13 protein-coding genes are annotated in these 15,394 nt (G+C 69.7%); 5 read left to right on the plus strand and 8 right to left on the minus strand.

The window, feature by feature from the left end; all coding sequences use genetic code 11:
- Nucleotides 1–21 precede the first annotated feature (21 nt).
- The 3 genes from DMP23_RS46410 to DMP23_RS46420 all read left to right on the plus strand — a co-directional run bounded on the left by DMP23_RS46410 (nt 22) and on the right by DMP23_RS46420 (nt 2,857).
- Nucleotides 22–561 carry a MarR family transcriptional regulator gene (locus tag DMP23_RS46410; RefSeq protein WP_037820142.1) on the plus strand — a complete coding sequence of 180 codons (540 nt, stop codon included), beginning with the start codon at nt 22–24 and terminating at the stop codon, nt 559–561.
- Nucleotides 562–699: 138 nt separating this feature from the next.
- Nucleotides 700–969 (plus strand): DUF1918 domain-containing protein, encoded by a 270-nt coding sequence (locus DMP23_RS46415; RefSeq protein ID WP_037820140.1) that lies wholly within the window; start codon nt 700–702, stop codon nt 967–969.
- 58 nt (nt 970–1,027) lie between these two features.
- Entirely contained in the window at nt 1,028–2,857 is a 1,830-nt protein-coding gene (locus DMP23_RS46420) for a DUF4236 domain-containing protein (RefSeq protein ID WP_337825068.1), read from the plus strand.
- A gap of 2 nt (nt 2,858–2,859) precedes the next feature.
- Here DMP23_RS46420 and DMP23_RS46425 read toward each other — a convergent pair whose 3' ends face one another.
- The 7 genes from DMP23_RS46425 to DMP23_RS46455 all read right to left on the minus strand — a co-directional run bounded on the left by DMP23_RS46425 (nt 2,860) and on the right by DMP23_RS46455 (nt 8,328).
- The gene (locus DMP23_RS46425) at nt 2,860–5,232 is read right to left on the minus strand and encodes an HAD-IC family P-type ATPase (RefSeq protein ID WP_337825069.1); all 2,373 of its coding nucleotides are present in this window, start codon (nt 5,230–5,232) and stop codon (nt 2,860–2,862) included.
- A gap of 84 nt (nt 5,233–5,316) precedes the next feature.
- Entirely contained in the window at nt 5,317–5,778 is a 462-nt protein-coding gene (locus DMP23_RS46430) for a nuclear transport factor 2 family protein (RefSeq protein ID WP_337825070.1), read from the minus strand.
- A gap of 111 nt (nt 5,779–5,889) precedes the next feature.
- Nucleotides 5,890–6,090: a hypothetical protein gene (locus DMP23_RS46435; RefSeq protein WP_037820131.1), complete on the minus strand. Its 201-nt coding sequence runs from the start codon at nt 6,088–6,090 to the stop codon at nt 5,890–5,892.
- A gap of 89 nt (nt 6,091–6,179) precedes the next feature.
- Nucleotides 6,180–6,845 (minus strand): (2Fe-2S)-binding protein, encoded by a 666-nt coding sequence (locus tag DMP23_RS46440; protein WP_337825071.1) that lies wholly within the window; start codon nt 6,843–6,845, stop codon nt 6,180–6,182.
- Entirely contained in the window at nt 6,842–7,681 is an 840-nt protein-coding gene (locus DMP23_RS46445) for a CbtA family protein (RefSeq protein ID WP_337825072.1), read from the minus strand. The genes DMP23_RS46440 and DMP23_RS46445 overlap by 4 nt, the downstream gene beginning before the upstream one ends.
- Nucleotides 7,682–7,706: 25 nt before the next feature.
- Complete coding sequence (locus DMP23_RS46450; RefSeq protein WP_037820126.1) at nt 7,707–7,916, minus strand: CbtB domain-containing protein; 210 nt, start codon at nt 7,914–7,916, stop codon at nt 7,707–7,709.
- A gap of 250 nt (nt 7,917–8,166) precedes the next feature.
- Entirely contained in the window at nt 8,167–8,328 is a 162-nt protein-coding gene (locus tag DMP23_RS46455; protein WP_337825073.1) for a hypothetical protein, read from the minus strand.
- A gap of 208 nt (nt 8,329–8,536) precedes the next feature.
- On the opposite strand from DMP23_RS46455, the gene DMP23_RS46460 reads away from it, so the two are divergent.
- Both DMP23_RS46460 and DMP23_RS46465 read left to right on the plus strand, forming a co-directional pair.
- Nucleotides 8,537–10,165 (plus strand): GMC family oxidoreductase, encoded by a 1,629-nt coding sequence (locus tag DMP23_RS46460; protein WP_037820124.1) that lies wholly within the window; start codon nt 8,537–8,539, stop codon nt 10,163–10,165.
- Nucleotides 10,166–10,181: 16 nt separating this feature from the next.
- A complete protein-coding gene (locus tag DMP23_RS46465) occupies nt 10,182–11,756 on the plus strand; it encodes a succinic semialdehyde dehydrogenase (RefSeq protein WP_337825074.1) in 1,575 nt (524 codons plus the stop codon).
- Between the two features lie 4 nt (nt 11,757–11,760).
- Here the strand turns inward: DMP23_RS46465 and DMP23_RS46470 are convergent, their stop codons facing one another.
- Nucleotides 11,761–15,243: a DEAD/DEAH box helicase gene (locus tag DMP23_RS46470; RefSeq protein ID WP_337825075.1), complete on the minus strand. Its 3,483-nt coding sequence runs from the start codon at nt 15,241–15,243 to the stop codon at nt 11,761–11,763.
- Between the last annotated feature and the right edge of the window lie 151 nt (nt 15,244–15,394).

The following is a 15,394-nucleotide window of genomic DNA, read 5'->3' on the forward strand; positions in this document are numbered from 1 at the left end:
AACCTGGCATGATCGAGAGGCGTGAGGGAGCCCGAAGCCGCCGAACCGGATTACTGGACCTTCGTCGACCACGCGGTCCGCTCGGTGAGCGAAACCCTGCCCGACGTCGACCCGGACGCGATGCGCCTGGTGATGACCCTGCACCGGGCCACCGACCTGCTGTCTTACGACCTGCACGCCCGGCTCGGCGAGATCAAGCTGAACGAATCGGCGCAGCTGAGCAGCACCGGTCTGCGGCTGCTGCTGGTTCTGTCGGCGTCCGGCCCGCTTGAACTGCGCCGGGTGGCGGCCCTGTCGGGCATGAGCCGCGCGGCCGTGTCAGCCGCGGTGGAGAACCTCGCCTCGAACGGCCTGGTCGGGAAGGAACCGTCGCGGGAAGACCGGCGGACGGTGCTGTTGCACCTGACCCCGGAGGGGCAGAAAACGTTCGCCCGCTGCTTCGCGGCCTACAACGCGGGAGAGCAGCATTGGGCGGCAACGCTGACGGCTGAGGAGCGGGGTCAACTGGTCGGGCTGCTGACGAAGTTGATGCAGACCAAGGACGTGCAGCGGCGAGCGTGACGCCGGAATTCCTCAAGCGCCTGAGCCGAACCGGCCCCCGCGAGTCACTTGCTTACCCCTGATCGGACTACTTCGAGGTTTCACGCCCGGCGCGACGAGGTATCGCTGCGGACGACGACGTCGTTCTGAGGAGGAACCATGCACGCACAGCGCGGAGACTGGCTGGTCGTGAAGGGAATCCACGTGGACGTGCCGGAGCACCGGGGCCGCATCGTAGCGGTGGGCTCGCCGGACGGAGGGCCGCCGTTCACCGTCCGCTGGCAGGGCGCGGACCACGAATCGACGGTCTTCCCGGGACCGGACGCGATCGTGCTGACCGACGCGGAGATGGCTGCCCAGGACGAACAGGCCCGGGAGCGGGTCGAGGGGCTGGGCGCCTTGCAGCACCATCTCCCGAGCGGCGCGTAACAACCGGCGCACGCACGGCGATCCAGAGCGGGCAAATGCCGTCCGTCGAAGGTCGCCTATGTCGTTCTATCTGCGTACGAGGGTCAAGGTCGGTCCGCTGCGGGTAAGCATGTCGCGGGCCGGGCTCGGCGCGTCCGTCGGCGTGCCCGGGTTCCGCGTCGGCACCGGTCCGCGCGGTGCTTACGTCACGCTCGGCGGCGGGCTGGTCAGTTATCGGACGACGACCCGGTCAACGGCTCCGAGCGCACCGCCGCTGCTGCCCGCGAGCGACGTCGTCATGGCCGACATCACCGGCGCGACCACCCTCGAAATGGCGGCCGCCGATTCGAGCGAGTTCGTCGGCCAGCTCAATGCCGCGGCACGGTCGATGCGATGGTGGCCGTGGGTCCTGGTGCTCGCACTCGCGCTGGCGGGCGCGTCGCCGTGGACGCTGCTGGCCGGGGTGCCGCTCACGGTGTGGGTTTTCTTCAAGGACCGGATCCGGCGGACCGTTGTGGTGTTCTACGACGTGCAGGACGCCGAGGAAGCGCAGCGGTTCCAGGGACTGGTCGACGCCTTCGGACCGGTGCGGGAGGCGCGGCGGGCTTGGCACGTCGTCGCGTCGGGGGCGTTGTCGACAACGCGTCAGCACAAGGTCAACGCCGGAGCGTCCGCGCTGGTCAAGCGGCACTCGCTGGACCGCGGCATCGGCGGCCCGCCGCAGCTGTCCGCTAACATCGCCGTCCCCTCGCTCGCCACGAGCCATCGGGCGGTCTATTTCCTGCCCGACCGGGTTCTGCTGCGCGAAGGCAAGCAGTACGCCGACGTCCAGTACGGAGAGCTGCGGATCGAGGCGGACGTCCAGCGGTTCATCGAGAGCGGTTCGGTGCCCGGCGATGCCCGCGTCGTCGGGCACACCTGGCAGTACGTCAACGTCAAGGGCGGGCCGGACCGGCGCTACAAGAACAACCGGCGGCTCCCCGTCCTCGAATACGGATCGGTGCGGCTTTCCGGGCCGAACGGCTATCGCGCGACCTTCGACTTCTCGACGCCGCGAGCCAGCTCGGCGCTGGCGCGATCGTTGCGGGCGATGACCGCGCCCGTCGCACCGCCGGTGGTGGTCGCACCGCCTGCGGCACGGCCCAAACCGGACCGGATCCAGGACGCGCCGGCCGCCCCGCTGATCCGGCGGCGGCTGTCGGCGGACGGACGAATCGCGATCATCGGCGAAGCGCATTACCAGCCCGCGCTGCAGCGGGCGGCGAGGGGGATCGCTGCCGGTGAAGGCTTCGACCAGCACCTCCCGGTCGTCGCGCTTCTCGTGCCGGAACCGCAGAACCCGCACGATCTCCACGCCGTCCGCGTCGACGCGATCCACCCCGGAGGAACGGAAACCGTCGGCTATCTGTCCCGTTCGGACGCCCGCAGTTACCAGCCCGCTCTCCGTGCGCTCGGCAAAAGCGGCTATGCCGGCACCTGCCCGGCGCGGATCACCGGCGGCGGAAACGGCCGCCGCTACGGGATGTACCTGCACCTCGCGGGCCCGGACGCGCTGGAGATCACCAATCTGCTCGCCGAGGCCGATCTTCTCGCGCCGGAGCGGACGGTCACCGTCACCAAGGAGGAAAACCATCAGAAAACCTTGCGGCACTACCATTCCGGCGTGCTGCGCACGATCGTCGCCGCCGAGCTCGCACCGTCCACTGTGTCCAGTGGCAAGCACGAGGGTTCCTACGCGATCGAGGTGCGGCTCGACGGTCAGCGCGTCGGCGAACTGACCGCGGCGATGAGCGCTCGCTATCGGCACCTCGTCACTGGCGTCCCGCGGTGCGAAGCGTTCATCACCAGCGGCGACCGCGGATTTCAGATCGACCTCCGGCTCCCGAAGACCGACTCTCCCCCGCGCTGATGCTATTTCCCCACCCGGTTCCCGATCCACCGCCCGACCTCGATCAACACCAGCCCCACTGCCGCGCAGCCCACTGCTGTCAGCGTGTACCTGGTGTTGCTCGGATCCAGCTGGAAAATCTCCCGGGTCCACGGCAACAGGAACATCAACGCCGAAACCACCGCCATGGTCGCGACCAGCGCCGCCTTCCACCACGTGTACGGCCGCGCGACCACTGCCAGCACCCACAATGCCAGCGCCATCAGCGTCATCAACGCCGTAGTGCTCGCCTGCACCTGCGCGGCGTTAGTGGTCGCATGCCCCGGATGAACCAGGATGTACGACACGAACGACGCCGCCCCGATCACCACCCCGGCTGGAATCGCCATTCGCAGCACGCGGCCGACGAAGCCGGGGCGCGCGCGGTCGTTGTTGGGAGCCAGCGACAACACGAACGCGGGCAGCCCGATCGTGAACCAGCCGACGATCGTGACATGCCGGGGCAGGAACGGATACGGCATCGCGTCCTGCCCGATCAGCCCGGGCACGCCGACGATCAACGCCAGCAGCACCGAGTACACCGTCTTGGTGAGGAACAGATTCGCGACGCGTTCGATGTTCCCGATCACCCGGCGACCCTCGCCGACGACATGCGGCAAGGTCGCGAAAGCGTTGTCCAGCAAGACAATCTGCGCAACGGACCGCGTCGCCGGGCTGCCCGCGCCCATCGCGACGCCGACGTCGGCGTCCTTCAAAGCGAGCACGTCGTTGACCCCGTCGCCGGTCATCGCGACGGTATGCCCGCGAGCCTGCAACGCGGCGACCATCGACCGCTTCTGTGCCGGGGTCGCGCGGCCGAACACCGCGGTCTCTTCGAGCTGCGAAGCCAACTTCCCGGGGTCTTCGGACAGCGTCCGCGCGTCGACGGGAGCCTCGCCGCCAGGCAGGGCCAGCGCGCGGGCCACGCCGCCGACCGACACCGCGTTGTCGCCCGAAATCAGTTTCACCGCAACGCCTTGGGCGGCGAAGTAGTCCAGCGTCTCGCGAGCGTCGCCGCGGATCTTCTGTTCCAGCACGGCCAGCGCCACCGGCGTGACCTTGCCCGGCCCGTCCGGCGCGTCGACGGCGTTCGCGGCCCTGCCGAGCAGCAGCACCCGCAGGCCCTGCGCGCCGATCCGTTCCGCTTCCGCGCGTTCCTCCGACTCGGCCGGCAGCAGCACGTCCGGCGCGCCGAGCACCCAGTCGCCGTGCTCGCCGAACGCCGCGCCGCTCCATTTCCGCGCCGACGAGAACGGCACCACGGCGGTCGGCGTCCAGTCCGGCGCGGACGGGCAGCCCTCGGCGATCGCGAGCAGGCTGGCGTTCGGCCGCGGGTCGGCGGCGGCGAGCGCGGCCAGCACCGTCTCCGGAGCTTCGCCCGCTTCCTGCAGCCTCCGCAGTTCGGACAGCCGCATCGTGTTCTCGGTGAGCGTGCCGGTCTTGTCCGCGCAGACGACGTCCACGCGGGCCAGGCCCTCGATCGCGGGCAGCTCGTTGACCAGGCACTGCCGCCGCCCCAGCCGGATCACGCCGACCGCGAACGCGACCGACGTCAGCAGGATCAGCCCCTCGGGCACCATCGGGACGAGCGCCGCGACCATCCCGCGCAGCGCGTCGGGCAGCTGCTGCGAACCGGAGAGCTGGTTGTAGATCGACAGGGCGCCCGCCGGGACCAGCAGGTACGTGATGACCTTCAGGATCTTGTTGATCCCGTTCCGCAGCTCCGAATCGACCAGGGTGAACCGGCCCGCCTCCTCGGCGAGCTTCGCCGCGTACGCCTCCGAGCCGACCTTCGTCGCCCGGTACGCGCCGTTCCCGGCCACCACGAAACTGCCGGACATGACCGGGTCGCCCGCGCGCTTCACCACCGGGTCCGACTCGCCGGTGAGCAGCGATTCGTCGACCTCGAGCGCGTCCGCGGACAGCACCTCGCCGTCGACCACGACCTGGTCGCCCGCGCCGACCTCGATCACGTCGTCGGCCACGACCTCCTCCGGGGCCAGCTCGCCGCTGACCCCGTCGCGGCGCACGCGCGGGCGCACCTGGCCGACGATCGCGAGCCGGTCCAGCGTCCGCTTGGCGCGCAGCTCCTGCACGATGCCGACGACGCTGTTCGCCACGATCACCCCGGCGAACAGCCCGTCCAGCAGGTAGCCGGTGGAGAAGATGATGACCGCGAGCACCGCGAAGATCGCGTTGATCCGGGTGAAGACATTCGACCGGACGATCTCCCACGCGCTGCGGCTCGTGCGCGAGGGCACGTCGTTGGTCCGTCCCTCGGCGACCCGCTCGGCCACCTCGGCCGCGGTGAGCCCGCGCGTGCTGTCCTGCGTGAGCAGGCCGTCGTCCCCTGGCATGGCTTCGACCTTACGCAGTTTCCGGGCAAAACCGTCACGTCGCCGCCCCTGGCGGGTCCGCCCGTTCGGGTGACTCGGCGCAGCTCACCGGCCGAGGCGGGTCGCGCGGACCTCCCGGGTTCCGATCAGATCGAGGTGCACCTCGCGGCGGGCGAACCGCCATTCGCCGCCGGTTTTCGCGTAGCGGTCGAGGTAGTGGAGGTGCCACACCGCGTCGGAGAATCGGCCGTCGCGCGGGCTGACGTGATGGGCGACGCAGGTGACCCGTCCGCGCGCGGCGGCGGGGTGGTCGCCGGGGTCGAAGACGACGCCGGTGATGCTGTGCGCGGTCAGGGACACCTCCTCAAGGACGGACAGGGCGGCAACCACGCCTTCGGGACCGCGATGTTCCCGGACCGGACCGAAGTCGCGCGGCGGATTCGGCAGCACGAGCACTCCGTCGTCGCCGAACAGTTGGGCGACGCCCGCGAAATCCCGCTCGTCGACGCGCGCGGCGTAACGGTGCACGAGATCGTGCAGCGCGATCCACTCCGCCACGGGGATCATCCGCGTTTCCTCGAACGGCCGGTCAGTGCGATGAAGGAGAAGAACACCGGGCCGAGCTTATGGACCACGACGGCACAGCGGCGGCACTCGTCCCGGAGACCGGGAGACAGGTCAGCTCAGCCACTGCTTCGGCGGCGGGTAGACGTACCGCGCGATGGTCGTGCTGACCCAGCCGATGCAGAAGCCGCCGAACACCGGCAGCACGAGCTGCACCTCGTGTCCGCCGCGGAGCAGGCCGGTGAGCAGGAAGACGAGCCCCCACGCGACGAGCAGCCCGACGCTGTAGGTCCAGTAGTTGCGATACCTGCGCATGGCTGCCTCCCGATGCTCTCCTCCCCGAGTGTTCCTCGCGCAGGTCTCGATTGCAGGGTCACCGGGAGGTTTTCGGCATTCGGCGCAGTTCAGACCAGCACGCAATCCCCGCATTTCGGGCCGTCGCGGTCCGGGGCCGCCCGATAGAAAAGACAGCAGCTGCGGCGACGGAATCGGCCGTTCTCCCGGGTCGCGGTACCGGAAAGTTCCGGCAATTCCTCCAGCGCGGCGACAATTCCGGCAACCCGGTCAGTCCACTCCGGACGCTCGGACCGCAGCACCGTCACCGCCCCGTTCAGCGCCGACGCCACGTTCCCCCGCCGGACGTTCCGCGCCAGCGAGAACTGCGCCATCACCTCGTCCAACCGTGCCAACGGACCGCGCAAGACCCGCGACGCGAAGGCACTGACCACATCGGACTCAACCGGCGGGTTTTCCTTCAACGACAACGGAAAGGCACCACCGAGCTTCGGCTGCCACCACGCCGTCGAGTAATCCGGCACCGCTCCCGCCCCGACCGCGAGACCCAGCGCGGGCGAGATGATCCGAGCCGCCAGCCCGAGATGCGCGATCGACGCCGCGACCCGCAGTTCCACGAAATCGCCGCCAAGCACGGCCCGGTTCTGCGCGACGCGTTCGCGCAGCACCGGGCCGTCGTCCAGGACCTCGGACAACGGACGCCACGGCTCCGCCGGTTCCTCGGCCGAATGCGTGTCGACGGCGAAGAACGGGCCCAGTCCGGTCAGCGGGTTCACGCCTCGACGGTAACCGCGCGCCCGCGGTCGAGCACGCGTTCGGCGAGCGGGCCGAACACGAGCGCGATGGTGCCCCACAGGATGACCTGCGCCAGCACCGAGTAGAGCCGGAACCCGACGAGCGTGTCGGCGGGGAATCCGGGATACACGATCTGGCCGTCGGGCCCCTTGAGCGGCAGCGGGGTTTCGCTGGTCTGCGGGCCGTACTCGGCGACGTTGCTCGCCAGCGAACCCAGCGAGGGCAGCAGTGCCATCAGCAGCGCGCACAGCGCCACGAACCCGGCGCCCGCGACGAGCGTCGCGTTCCAGTTGCCCAGCTTCGGCGCGAGCCGCTTGCCCGCGACGACGGCCACGACCAGGAAGATCACCGACGCCACGACCATCGTCAGGTACAGCCCGGTGCGCGCGCCGATGGTCGCTTCGTGCCCGATCGCCGGCGGGTTGGCCGGGTATTTCAGGAACGGCACGAGGTACAGCGACAGGAATCCGGCCCCGGCGACGAGCACCGCCAGCACCCGCGCGCGGATCCGGCCGACACGGCCCAGCAGCACGGTGTACGTCACCGCGAACAGCAGGCCCATCGCGACCCCGAAGAGCACCATGCCGAGCCCGATGCCGAGGTTGCCCTGCACGGCACGGCTGAAAATCTCGTGCCCCTCGTGCTCGGTCGGCATCCCGGCGGCCTTGTCGAGCGCCATCTGCGCCTCGTCGCGGCCGGATTCGTAGTCGATGGCCGCCTGGGTCAGCGGTTCGGCGAAGATCCGGGCGAAGACGAACGCCAGCAATCCGCCCAGCGCTCCGGCGAGGAGGCCGCGCAGAATCAGCTTGTTCTGCATTGTTCGGTTGTCCGTTCCGGGCGCGTCAGTGGCAGGGGAAGCCGAGGAAGTGCCGCGCGTCGTGGACGAACTCGTGCACGTGCGTGTCGCTGCCGAAGATCGAGACCGCGCCCTGGTCGACGCCGACGAAGTAGTACAGCAGCAGCGCGCCGACGATGGTGGCGCCGAGCAGCAGCGCGGCTTTCGACACGGGCAGAACGACCGGGGTGGACCGGTCGGCCGGAATGGTGGCCATGGCTCTCCTTCGGGATGACGCGTCCCTTGCGGGTGGACCTGACGACGGCTCCTCGACCTGACTCGCCCGGGATGGGCACACAGTGGCGCGACCGTGCCGGAATCTCACCGGCTTCGGGAAGCCGTCGCGCGAGCAGCACCGTACGGCGGTGTCCGGCCGGTCGTCAATCGCCCGAGCGTCCGGGGTGTCCGCTATCGCCTGGTTTGCGCAGCCAGTGTGCGCAGGGTCGCACCGAACGGAGCAAGGCCGCTCACGCGGGGTCCGGGCATCGCGCCGGCGAGGCAGGCAGCCCCGCCAGCCGGCTGCCGTCGGCGAACAATTCGGCGAGCCCGAGACCGGCCAGCGAGCACGGCAGCTCGACGAGCCGGTCCCGGTCGGCCTCCGGCTTCTCGAGACCGCCGATGTCCGCCACCCGCCGCGGGAACTTCCGTCAGCGGCAATCCAGCGTCGTCTCCCCGGCGGCGAGCGCGGCGTCGATGCGGCGGTTCGCTTCCTCGGTCCCCATGGGGGCAAGTCAATCAGGTCCGCGTGCGAGGCGTTGCGCGGTCGGCGGGAAAGCTATACCGTGCCTGAACTAGAACAGGTTATAGTTTCGGCGGGGCGCGGGACGAGGAGCGGACATGGCAGCCAGGGTGGCCCGGAAGAGCGAAGCCGACTACGTGGTCGTCGGGTCGGGCAGCTCGGGGGCTGCCGTCGCCGGGCGGCTCGCGGAGTCCGGGGCCAGCGTGATCGTGCTCGAAGCGGGCAAGAGCGACGAGCAGCTGCTGTTGCGCAAGCCGGGGTTGGTCGCCCCGTTGCACGCGGTGCCCCAGCTGAAGAAAATGAGCGACTGGGGCTTCTACTCGGTGCCGCAGAAACATGTTCTCGATCGGCGCATGCCGGTGCCGCGCGGGAAGGTGCTCGGCGGCTCCAGTTCGGTCAACGGGATGGTCTACGTCCGCGGCAACCGGGCGAATTTCGACTCCTGGGCGGCCGAGGGCAACACCGGCTGGGACGCCGACAGCGTCAACGCCGCGTACAAGCGCATGGAGGACTTCGAGGACGGCGAGAACGCCTTCCGCGGCGCGGGCGGGCCGATCAAGATCACCCGCAACAAGATCCCGCAGGAAGGCACGCTGCAGTTCCTCGACGCGACGGCCGACGCGATCGGCTGCGACATCATCGACGACTACAACGGCGAATCCCAGGAGGGCGTCAGCCGGATGCAGCAGAACGCTGCCGACGGCCTGCGCTACAGTGCCTCGCGCGGCTACCTGCACCATCTCGCGCCCCGGACGCTCGAGATCCAGTCCCGGGTGTTCGTGCGGAAAGTGGTGATCGAGAACGGCCGCGCGACCGGCGTCGAGGTGACCGACGCCAACGGCACCCGCCGCACGGTCCGGGCGGGCAAGGAGGTCATCCTCGCCGCCGGGTTCGTCGGGTCGCCGCAGCTGCTGATGCTGTCCGGGATCGGGCACGCCGAGCACCTCAAGGAGCACGGCATCGACGTGCTCGCCGATCTGCCGGTCGGCGACAACCTGCACGACCACATGTTCCACGCGCTGACGTTCCAGGTGTCCTCGTGCAAGAACAAGGGCACCGCACCGTATTTCGCCCGCGGGATGGCCCGCGAGCTGCTCAAGCCGGGTTCGACGTTCCTGGCGAACTCGGTGTTCGAGGCGCTCGCGTTCCTCAAGACGTCGCAGGCCGCGGACGTCCCGGACCTGCAGCTGCACCTGCTGCCGTGGGCGTACGTGTCGCCGAACCAGGACGCGCCGGTCCGGCATCCGGTCGACAAGCGGCCGGCGCTGACCGTGCTCACCACGCTGATCTACCCGAAGAGCCGCGGCACGATCCGGCTCGCCTCGGCGGATCCGGCCGCAGCGCCGCTGATCGACCCGCAGTACCTCTCCGACCCGGCCGACCTCGAGGTGCTCGGCGAGGGATCCGAGATGGTGCGCGAGATCTTCGCGTCGAAGGCGTTCAAGGGCTCGGTCAACGAGGAGATCCACCCCGGCAAGCAGCTGCGCGGCCAGGAACTGCGCGACGCGATCCTCAACCGCGCGACGTCGGTCTACCACGGCGTCGGCACCTGCCGGATGGGCGTGGACGACCTGGCCGTCGTCGGGCCCGACCTCAAGGTGCGCGGGGTCGACGGGCTGCGGGTCTGCGACGCCTCGATCATGCCGTCGATCACCGGCGGCAACACCAACGCGCCCTGCATCATGATCGGCGAAATGGGCGCGCAGCTGGTCCTTTCCGGCAACTGACGGGAGCGCGAGACCCATGACCCTCACCCCGGCCCGGCCCACCCGCCCGGCTTCGGCGACTGACGAATTCCTCCGCGGGCTCGTCGCGCGCGTGCCGGGTTCGGGCGGCGCGGTGTGGCCGCTCACCGAGGTCTACACCGGCGACGTCCTGGTGGACCTGCCGCAATCGACGCCCTCGGACATCGAGCAGGCGTTCGCCGCCGCGCGGACGGCGCAGAAGAAATGGGCCGCGACGCCGCTCAAACAACGGCTCGCGGTGTTCCGGCGCGCGCATGCGCTGTTCATCGACCGCGCACGCACGATCGCCGACTTGATCCAGGTCGAAAGCGGCAAGAACCGGCGGATGGCGATCGAGGAAACGTGCGATCCGCCGATGATCATGAGCCATTATCTGCGGCGCGCGCCCAAACTTCTCGCCCCGACACGGCGCGGCGGACCGGTGCCGCTCGTGTCGTCCTCGACCGAGATCCGGGCGCCCAAGGGCGTGGTCGGGATCATCGCGCCGTGGAATTTCCCTTTCGCTACCGGCATTTCCGACGCCATCCCAGCGCTGATGGCGGGCAACGCGGTGGTCTTGAAGCCGGACAACAAGACCGCGCTTTCGCCGCTGTACGGCGTGCAACTGCTCGAAGAAGCCGGGCTGCCGCGGGGCCTGTTCCAGGTCGTGTGCGGCGAGGGCCCGGACGTCGGTCCGACGCTCATCGGCCAGGCGAACTACGTCATGTTCACCGGCTCCACCGCCACCGGGAAGGTGATCGGCGAGCAGGCAGGCCGGAACCTCATCGGCTGCTGTCTCGAACTCGGCGGCAAGAACCCGATGATCGTGCTCCCGGACGCCGATTTCGCGGACGCGGTTCCGGGTGCGGTGTTCGGCGCGTTCGGGAACACCGGGCAGATCTGCATGCACATCGAGCGGATCTACCTGCCGGAGTCGCGTTACGAGGAATTCAAGGAAGCCTTTGTGGCCAAGGCTTCTTCGCTCGACGTACGGGCCGCGTACGACTTCGGCCCGGAAATGGGTTCGCTGGTTTCGGTGGACCACATGAACCGGGTCAAGTCCCATGTGGACGATGCGGTCGAAAAGGGAGCCACCGTCCTGTGCGGCGGCCGTCCCCGGCCGGATCTCGGCCCCGCGTTCTTCGAGCCGACCATCCTGGAAGGCGTCACGAAGGACATGCTGTGCGGCGTCACCGAAACATTCGGCCCGGTGGTGGCCTTGCATCGGTACCGGACGGTGGACGAGGCCGTCGAATTGGCCAACGACACCGATTACGGGCTGAATGCTTCGGTGTGGGGCAAGGACCTTCGCGCAGCTTCCGCGGTGGCGGCCCGGTTGGAGACGGGCAACGTCAACGTGAACGACAGCCTGGCGACGGCGTACGCCGCCAAGGGGACTCCGTCCGGCGGCGTGAAGACGTCCGGAGTCGGCGCCCGGCACGGGGACCAGGGGCTGTTGAAGTACACCGACGTGCAGAACCTGGCGGTGTTGAAGAAGCCGGTGATGAGCCCTCGGCCGGGACAGAAATACGAGAAGTACGTGGAAGGAATGCTGTCCGGACTGAAGATGATGCGGCGGCTCAGGATCCGGTAGCCGGTCATTCTTCGAGAACCGGTATCCGGTCGGCGAGCACGCTGAAGTACGGCTGGCTCCGCCAGTTCTCACGGTTGCCGATCACATACAGCCGGCGCTTCGCCCGCGAAACGGCGACGTTGAGCAGGTTCGGTCTCTCCGCGGCCCATGCTCGCGCTCGCTCCCGGTGGTCCGGGGTGCCGAGCACGAGAATCACCACGTCGGATTCCTTGCCCTGCATGGTGTGCACGGTGCCGACGTTCGTCTTGGCGAACTCCTCGCCCAGCACGTCGCGGCCGATTCCGCGCGAACCGCGCACGACCGCTCGGAACGGGCTGGCCACCCGGATGTCCTGAGCCTGGACGCCCTCCCGCCGGAGCCGCCGGAGCAGGTCGGCGAGCGCCGCGCCTTCGGCGGGCAGCCAGTGCTCTTCCGACGCGCCGGACTGCACGTGGATCCACCCGTTCCGCCCTGGGAACTCTCCTTCGTGACGTGTCCCGTACACCATGAGGGTCCCGCCGTAGGCGATGTCGTTGGAAATCTCGAACATCGGCCGGTCGCACCGGCGATGCACTCGCAGCGGCGCGCCCACCCAGGCGGCGCCGCTGCCGTCCGAGTCCGCGAGCGCGGTGCCGTACCGTGCCATCCGGTCGGCGATCTGCTGCGCCGACGCGGCGTCCGGCAACCACTGCTCGTCCACCTGGCAATGCCGGCGAAGGACCTCCTGCGCTGACGACGGCAGCGACACGATCGGCTCGAGCTGCCGCGGATCGCCCACGATCACCGACCGCCGGGCCCGCCAGATCCCGCCGACGACTTCCTGCTGCGTCGCCTGTCCCGCCTCGTCGATGAACAGCCAGCCCAGCGATTCCCGGCCGAGTCCCGCGAACAGCCGCGGCAGGGACGAGAAGGTGGTCGACACTACCGGCACGACCATGAACAACGCCTGCCACGCCGCGAGCAGAACGGCCGGCTCGGGCTTGACCCGCCCCTTCAGGTACGCCTCGATCGCGGCCAGGTTGTCGCGCAGTCGCGGTTCGGCTCCGAGCACGAACCTTTTGTGCAGCCGCAACGCTTCGAGAAACAGGCGGCTGCGCGCCGCGGTGAACTCGGCGTCGGCCCAGGGCGCGCAGCCCTGGAACTCGTCGTCGCTGTCGAAATCCAGCGGGAACGGCACGTTCCCCGGCCAGCGCCGGCGGCCTTGCTCGATGCGCGCGCACACATCGGCGAACGTCCGCTCGGCCGCGTCCCTCACCTGCACCGCCTGCTGCCAGGCCGCGGTGGCGGCAGCCACCTCCGCTTGCCAGCCGGCCGCGATCCGGTACGCCTGTTCGCACCCCTGTTTCGCTGCCGCGCGACGGCGCCGAAGCTCGTCGGCGAGGCTCGCCCACTCGCGGCCCGCTCTGAACCAGGTGGACAGCTGGATCCAGAAGCCGGGCCGGCTGAGCGCGTGGTGCTTGGACTCCTCGTCCTCGTCCGCGAACACCTTCCGGGCCTGCTCCAGCGCCCGTTCCGCCGCGGTGACCTGACCTCGCGCGTGCTCGCCCCGGCGAGCCGCCGCGACGACCTGGTCCGCCGCCGCGTCGCGGGCGGCCCGGCATCCGGGATGCGCGGCCACGGCGTCGGCGACTGCCTGTCGTTCCGCAGCGAGCCGCCGAACGTCGGCCAGAGCGTCCTTGAACCGCTTGACCGCGCGGGCCCAGTCCGCGGCCGTTTCGGGTTTCCGTTGCGCCTGCTGGAGGATGTGCAGCATTCCGGAGAGCTTCTTCTTCGCCTGCTCCGGCGAGCCGTTCTGCCCGGCAGGTTCCGGCCGGCTCTGGCCGTCTCCCCACCAGAACCGGCTGGCGAACCGGTTCCGGTTCTTCATGCTGCCGAGCGTCGCGGCCATCAGTCCCCACGCCGGGGCGTCGAGGACGTGCGACGCGAGGTCGGTGAAGTAGTCCGCGTCCAGTGCTTCGGCCGCGGCTCCGCCCACAGCCTTGACCCCGGGAATTTCGGCAGTGACGTTCTCCGCCGCGCCGTTGTTCGCGGTGGCGAGCACCACCTCGAACCCGGTCAGTTCGGGCCGCGGGCGGTACACGTAAGCAGTGTGCTTCGCATTCAGGGCGACGCTGCCGACCTGCCCGGCGAAGGCGTCGACCGGGTGGTGCAGCGCGGCGAGCCGTTCGGCCCTGCGGACGACGATGCCCGCGAGCACGTCGCGCAGCATCGTCGTCTTCCCGGTCCCCGGCGGGCCGTTCACCGCGAACAGCCCGCTGCTGTCGGCGAGTTCGGCGAAAATCCGGTCGACCGCGAACTGCTGGCTCAGCACTAGGGGCTTTCCGACGTCGGTCGGCCACCGGCCGGGCGGAATGCTGCCGGGGGTCACGCCCGCTACGACCGCGTCCGGGCTTGCCCGCACGTCGACCCGGTCGGCGACGGGAAGGGCGTGCGGCGCGGTCAGGTACCGCAGGAGACCTGGGCCCGCGTTCCCGCTCCGCAGCTCTTGCTCGATCCTGCCCAGGTCCTTCGCGATGAAGCTGTTGAGGAAGTTCTGCTCGCCCGCCTCGGCCGACTCCCGGACCGGCACCCGGACGCACTTCACGCGGACGCCGGACGGCCGTAACGCGGCGAGACCGAGCTCTCCTGCCAGCGAAGACACCAGCCGGTGCACATCGGCCGCGGTGAGCCGCGGCCAGCCCTCTTCCTCTTCCGGGGCCGGCTCCTCCGCCGCGGAGCCGGACGGCTGCTTCTCCGCTGCCTTCTCTCGCGTGCGCGGGGTCAGCAGCTTCTCCGCGAACGCGCCCGCGACGCTGCCGGCGATCCCGCCGATGACGGGGCCGGCGACCGAACTCACCGCTGCGGCAGCCACCGTCGTCACCGCGGTCCCGGTCGATTTCGCTCCCGTCTTCCACGCTTCGGCCGCGGCGTTCTTGACGTGGTCCCCGGCGGCCCGCGCGACCTTGCCCATCATCGATCCGCCCGGTTCGGCGCGGTCGTCGTCCTCCGGCGGAGCGGTCTTCGCCGACGGCGGGACCAACCGGTCCAGCTGCCTGGCGAACTCGCGTTCCTCCGCCTCGAATCCGTCCAGCCAGTTCCGGGCGCCCGGCCCCGGCGAGCGCGTGCGGCCGACGGCCCATGCGCAGGCGGACAAGGTCGCGGAGTTCTCCACCAGGCAGCCCTTGTCGTCCACGGTGAACGCCAGCAGCGCGGTGTTCCCGTCGAGCCGCCCGTCCGGTTCCTTGGCGTCGCGGCCCAGAGCCCGCACGAGCTCGTCCCGGACCGCCGACAGTTCGTACAACCCGCCGTACACGGTGAACTGCCAGGTCGTCCGGGGTCGCACCGGAAGGCGCCACACCGGGTGGCCTTCTTCCCAGGGCACCAGGCCGCGCGGAGAAAGGTCGAACACCACCTGATCGCTGTCGGCGCCCGGCCGGGTGTTCGGTTTCTTCGGCACGTCCTGCGGAGTGAACATTTCGACCATCCGCCAGAATCGCACGATTTCCGCCGCGCGAGCGCCGTCGCCCACCAAGACCCCCTCGTTCCCTCGCCCGGACGCGACTGTACCCGCGACGATCATCTGCTTTTCCGGCGGCTATTCCGTGGAATATTCCAACTCGCCGAACCGCAATGATTCGCTTGTCAATTGCGATTTCAGGGGCAGGAATCCGGCATTACTA

Source organism: Amycolatopsis sp. A1MSW2902 (assembly GCF_017312175.1).
In the GTDB taxonomy this organism is placed as follows: domain Bacteria; phylum Actinomycetota; class Actinomycetes; order Mycobacteriales; family Pseudonocardiaceae; genus Amycolatopsis; species Amycolatopsis nivea.

Coding starts and splice junctions, on each gene's coding strand:
- DMP23_RS46415 (WP_037820140.1), top strand. CDS start 700: ATGCACGCACAGCGCGGAGACTGGCTGGTCGTGAAGGGAATCCACGTG.
- DMP23_RS46420 (WP_337825068.1), top strand. CDS start 1,028: ATGTCGTTCTATCTGCGTACGAGGGTCAAGGTCGGTCCGCTGCGGGTA.
- DMP23_RS46425 (WP_337825069.1), bottom strand. CDS start 5,232: ATGCCAGGGGACGACGGCCTGCTCACGCAGGACAGCACGCGCGGGCTC.
- DMP23_RS46430 (WP_337825070.1), bottom strand. CDS start 5,778: ATGATCCCCGTGGCGGAGTGGATCGCGCTGCACGATCTCGTGCACCGT.
- DMP23_RS46435 (WP_037820131.1), bottom strand. CDS start 6,090: ATGCGCAGGTATCGCAACTACTGGACCTACAGCGTCGGGCTGCTCGTC.
- DMP23_RS46445 (WP_337825072.1), bottom strand. CDS start 7,681: ATGCAGAACAAGCTGATTCTGCGCGGCCTCCTCGCCGGAGCGCTGGGC.
- DMP23_RS46450 (WP_037820126.1), bottom strand. CDS start 7,916: ATGGCCACCATTCCGGCCGACCGGTCCACCCCGGTCGTTCTGCCCGTG.
- DMP23_RS46460 (WP_037820124.1), top strand. CDS start 8,537: ATGGCAGCCAGGGTGGCCCGGAAGAGCGAAGCCGACTACGTGGTCGTC.
- DMP23_RS46465 (WP_337825074.1), top strand. CDS start 10,182: ATGACCCTCACCCCGGCCCGGCCCACCCGCCCGGCTTCGGCGACTGAC.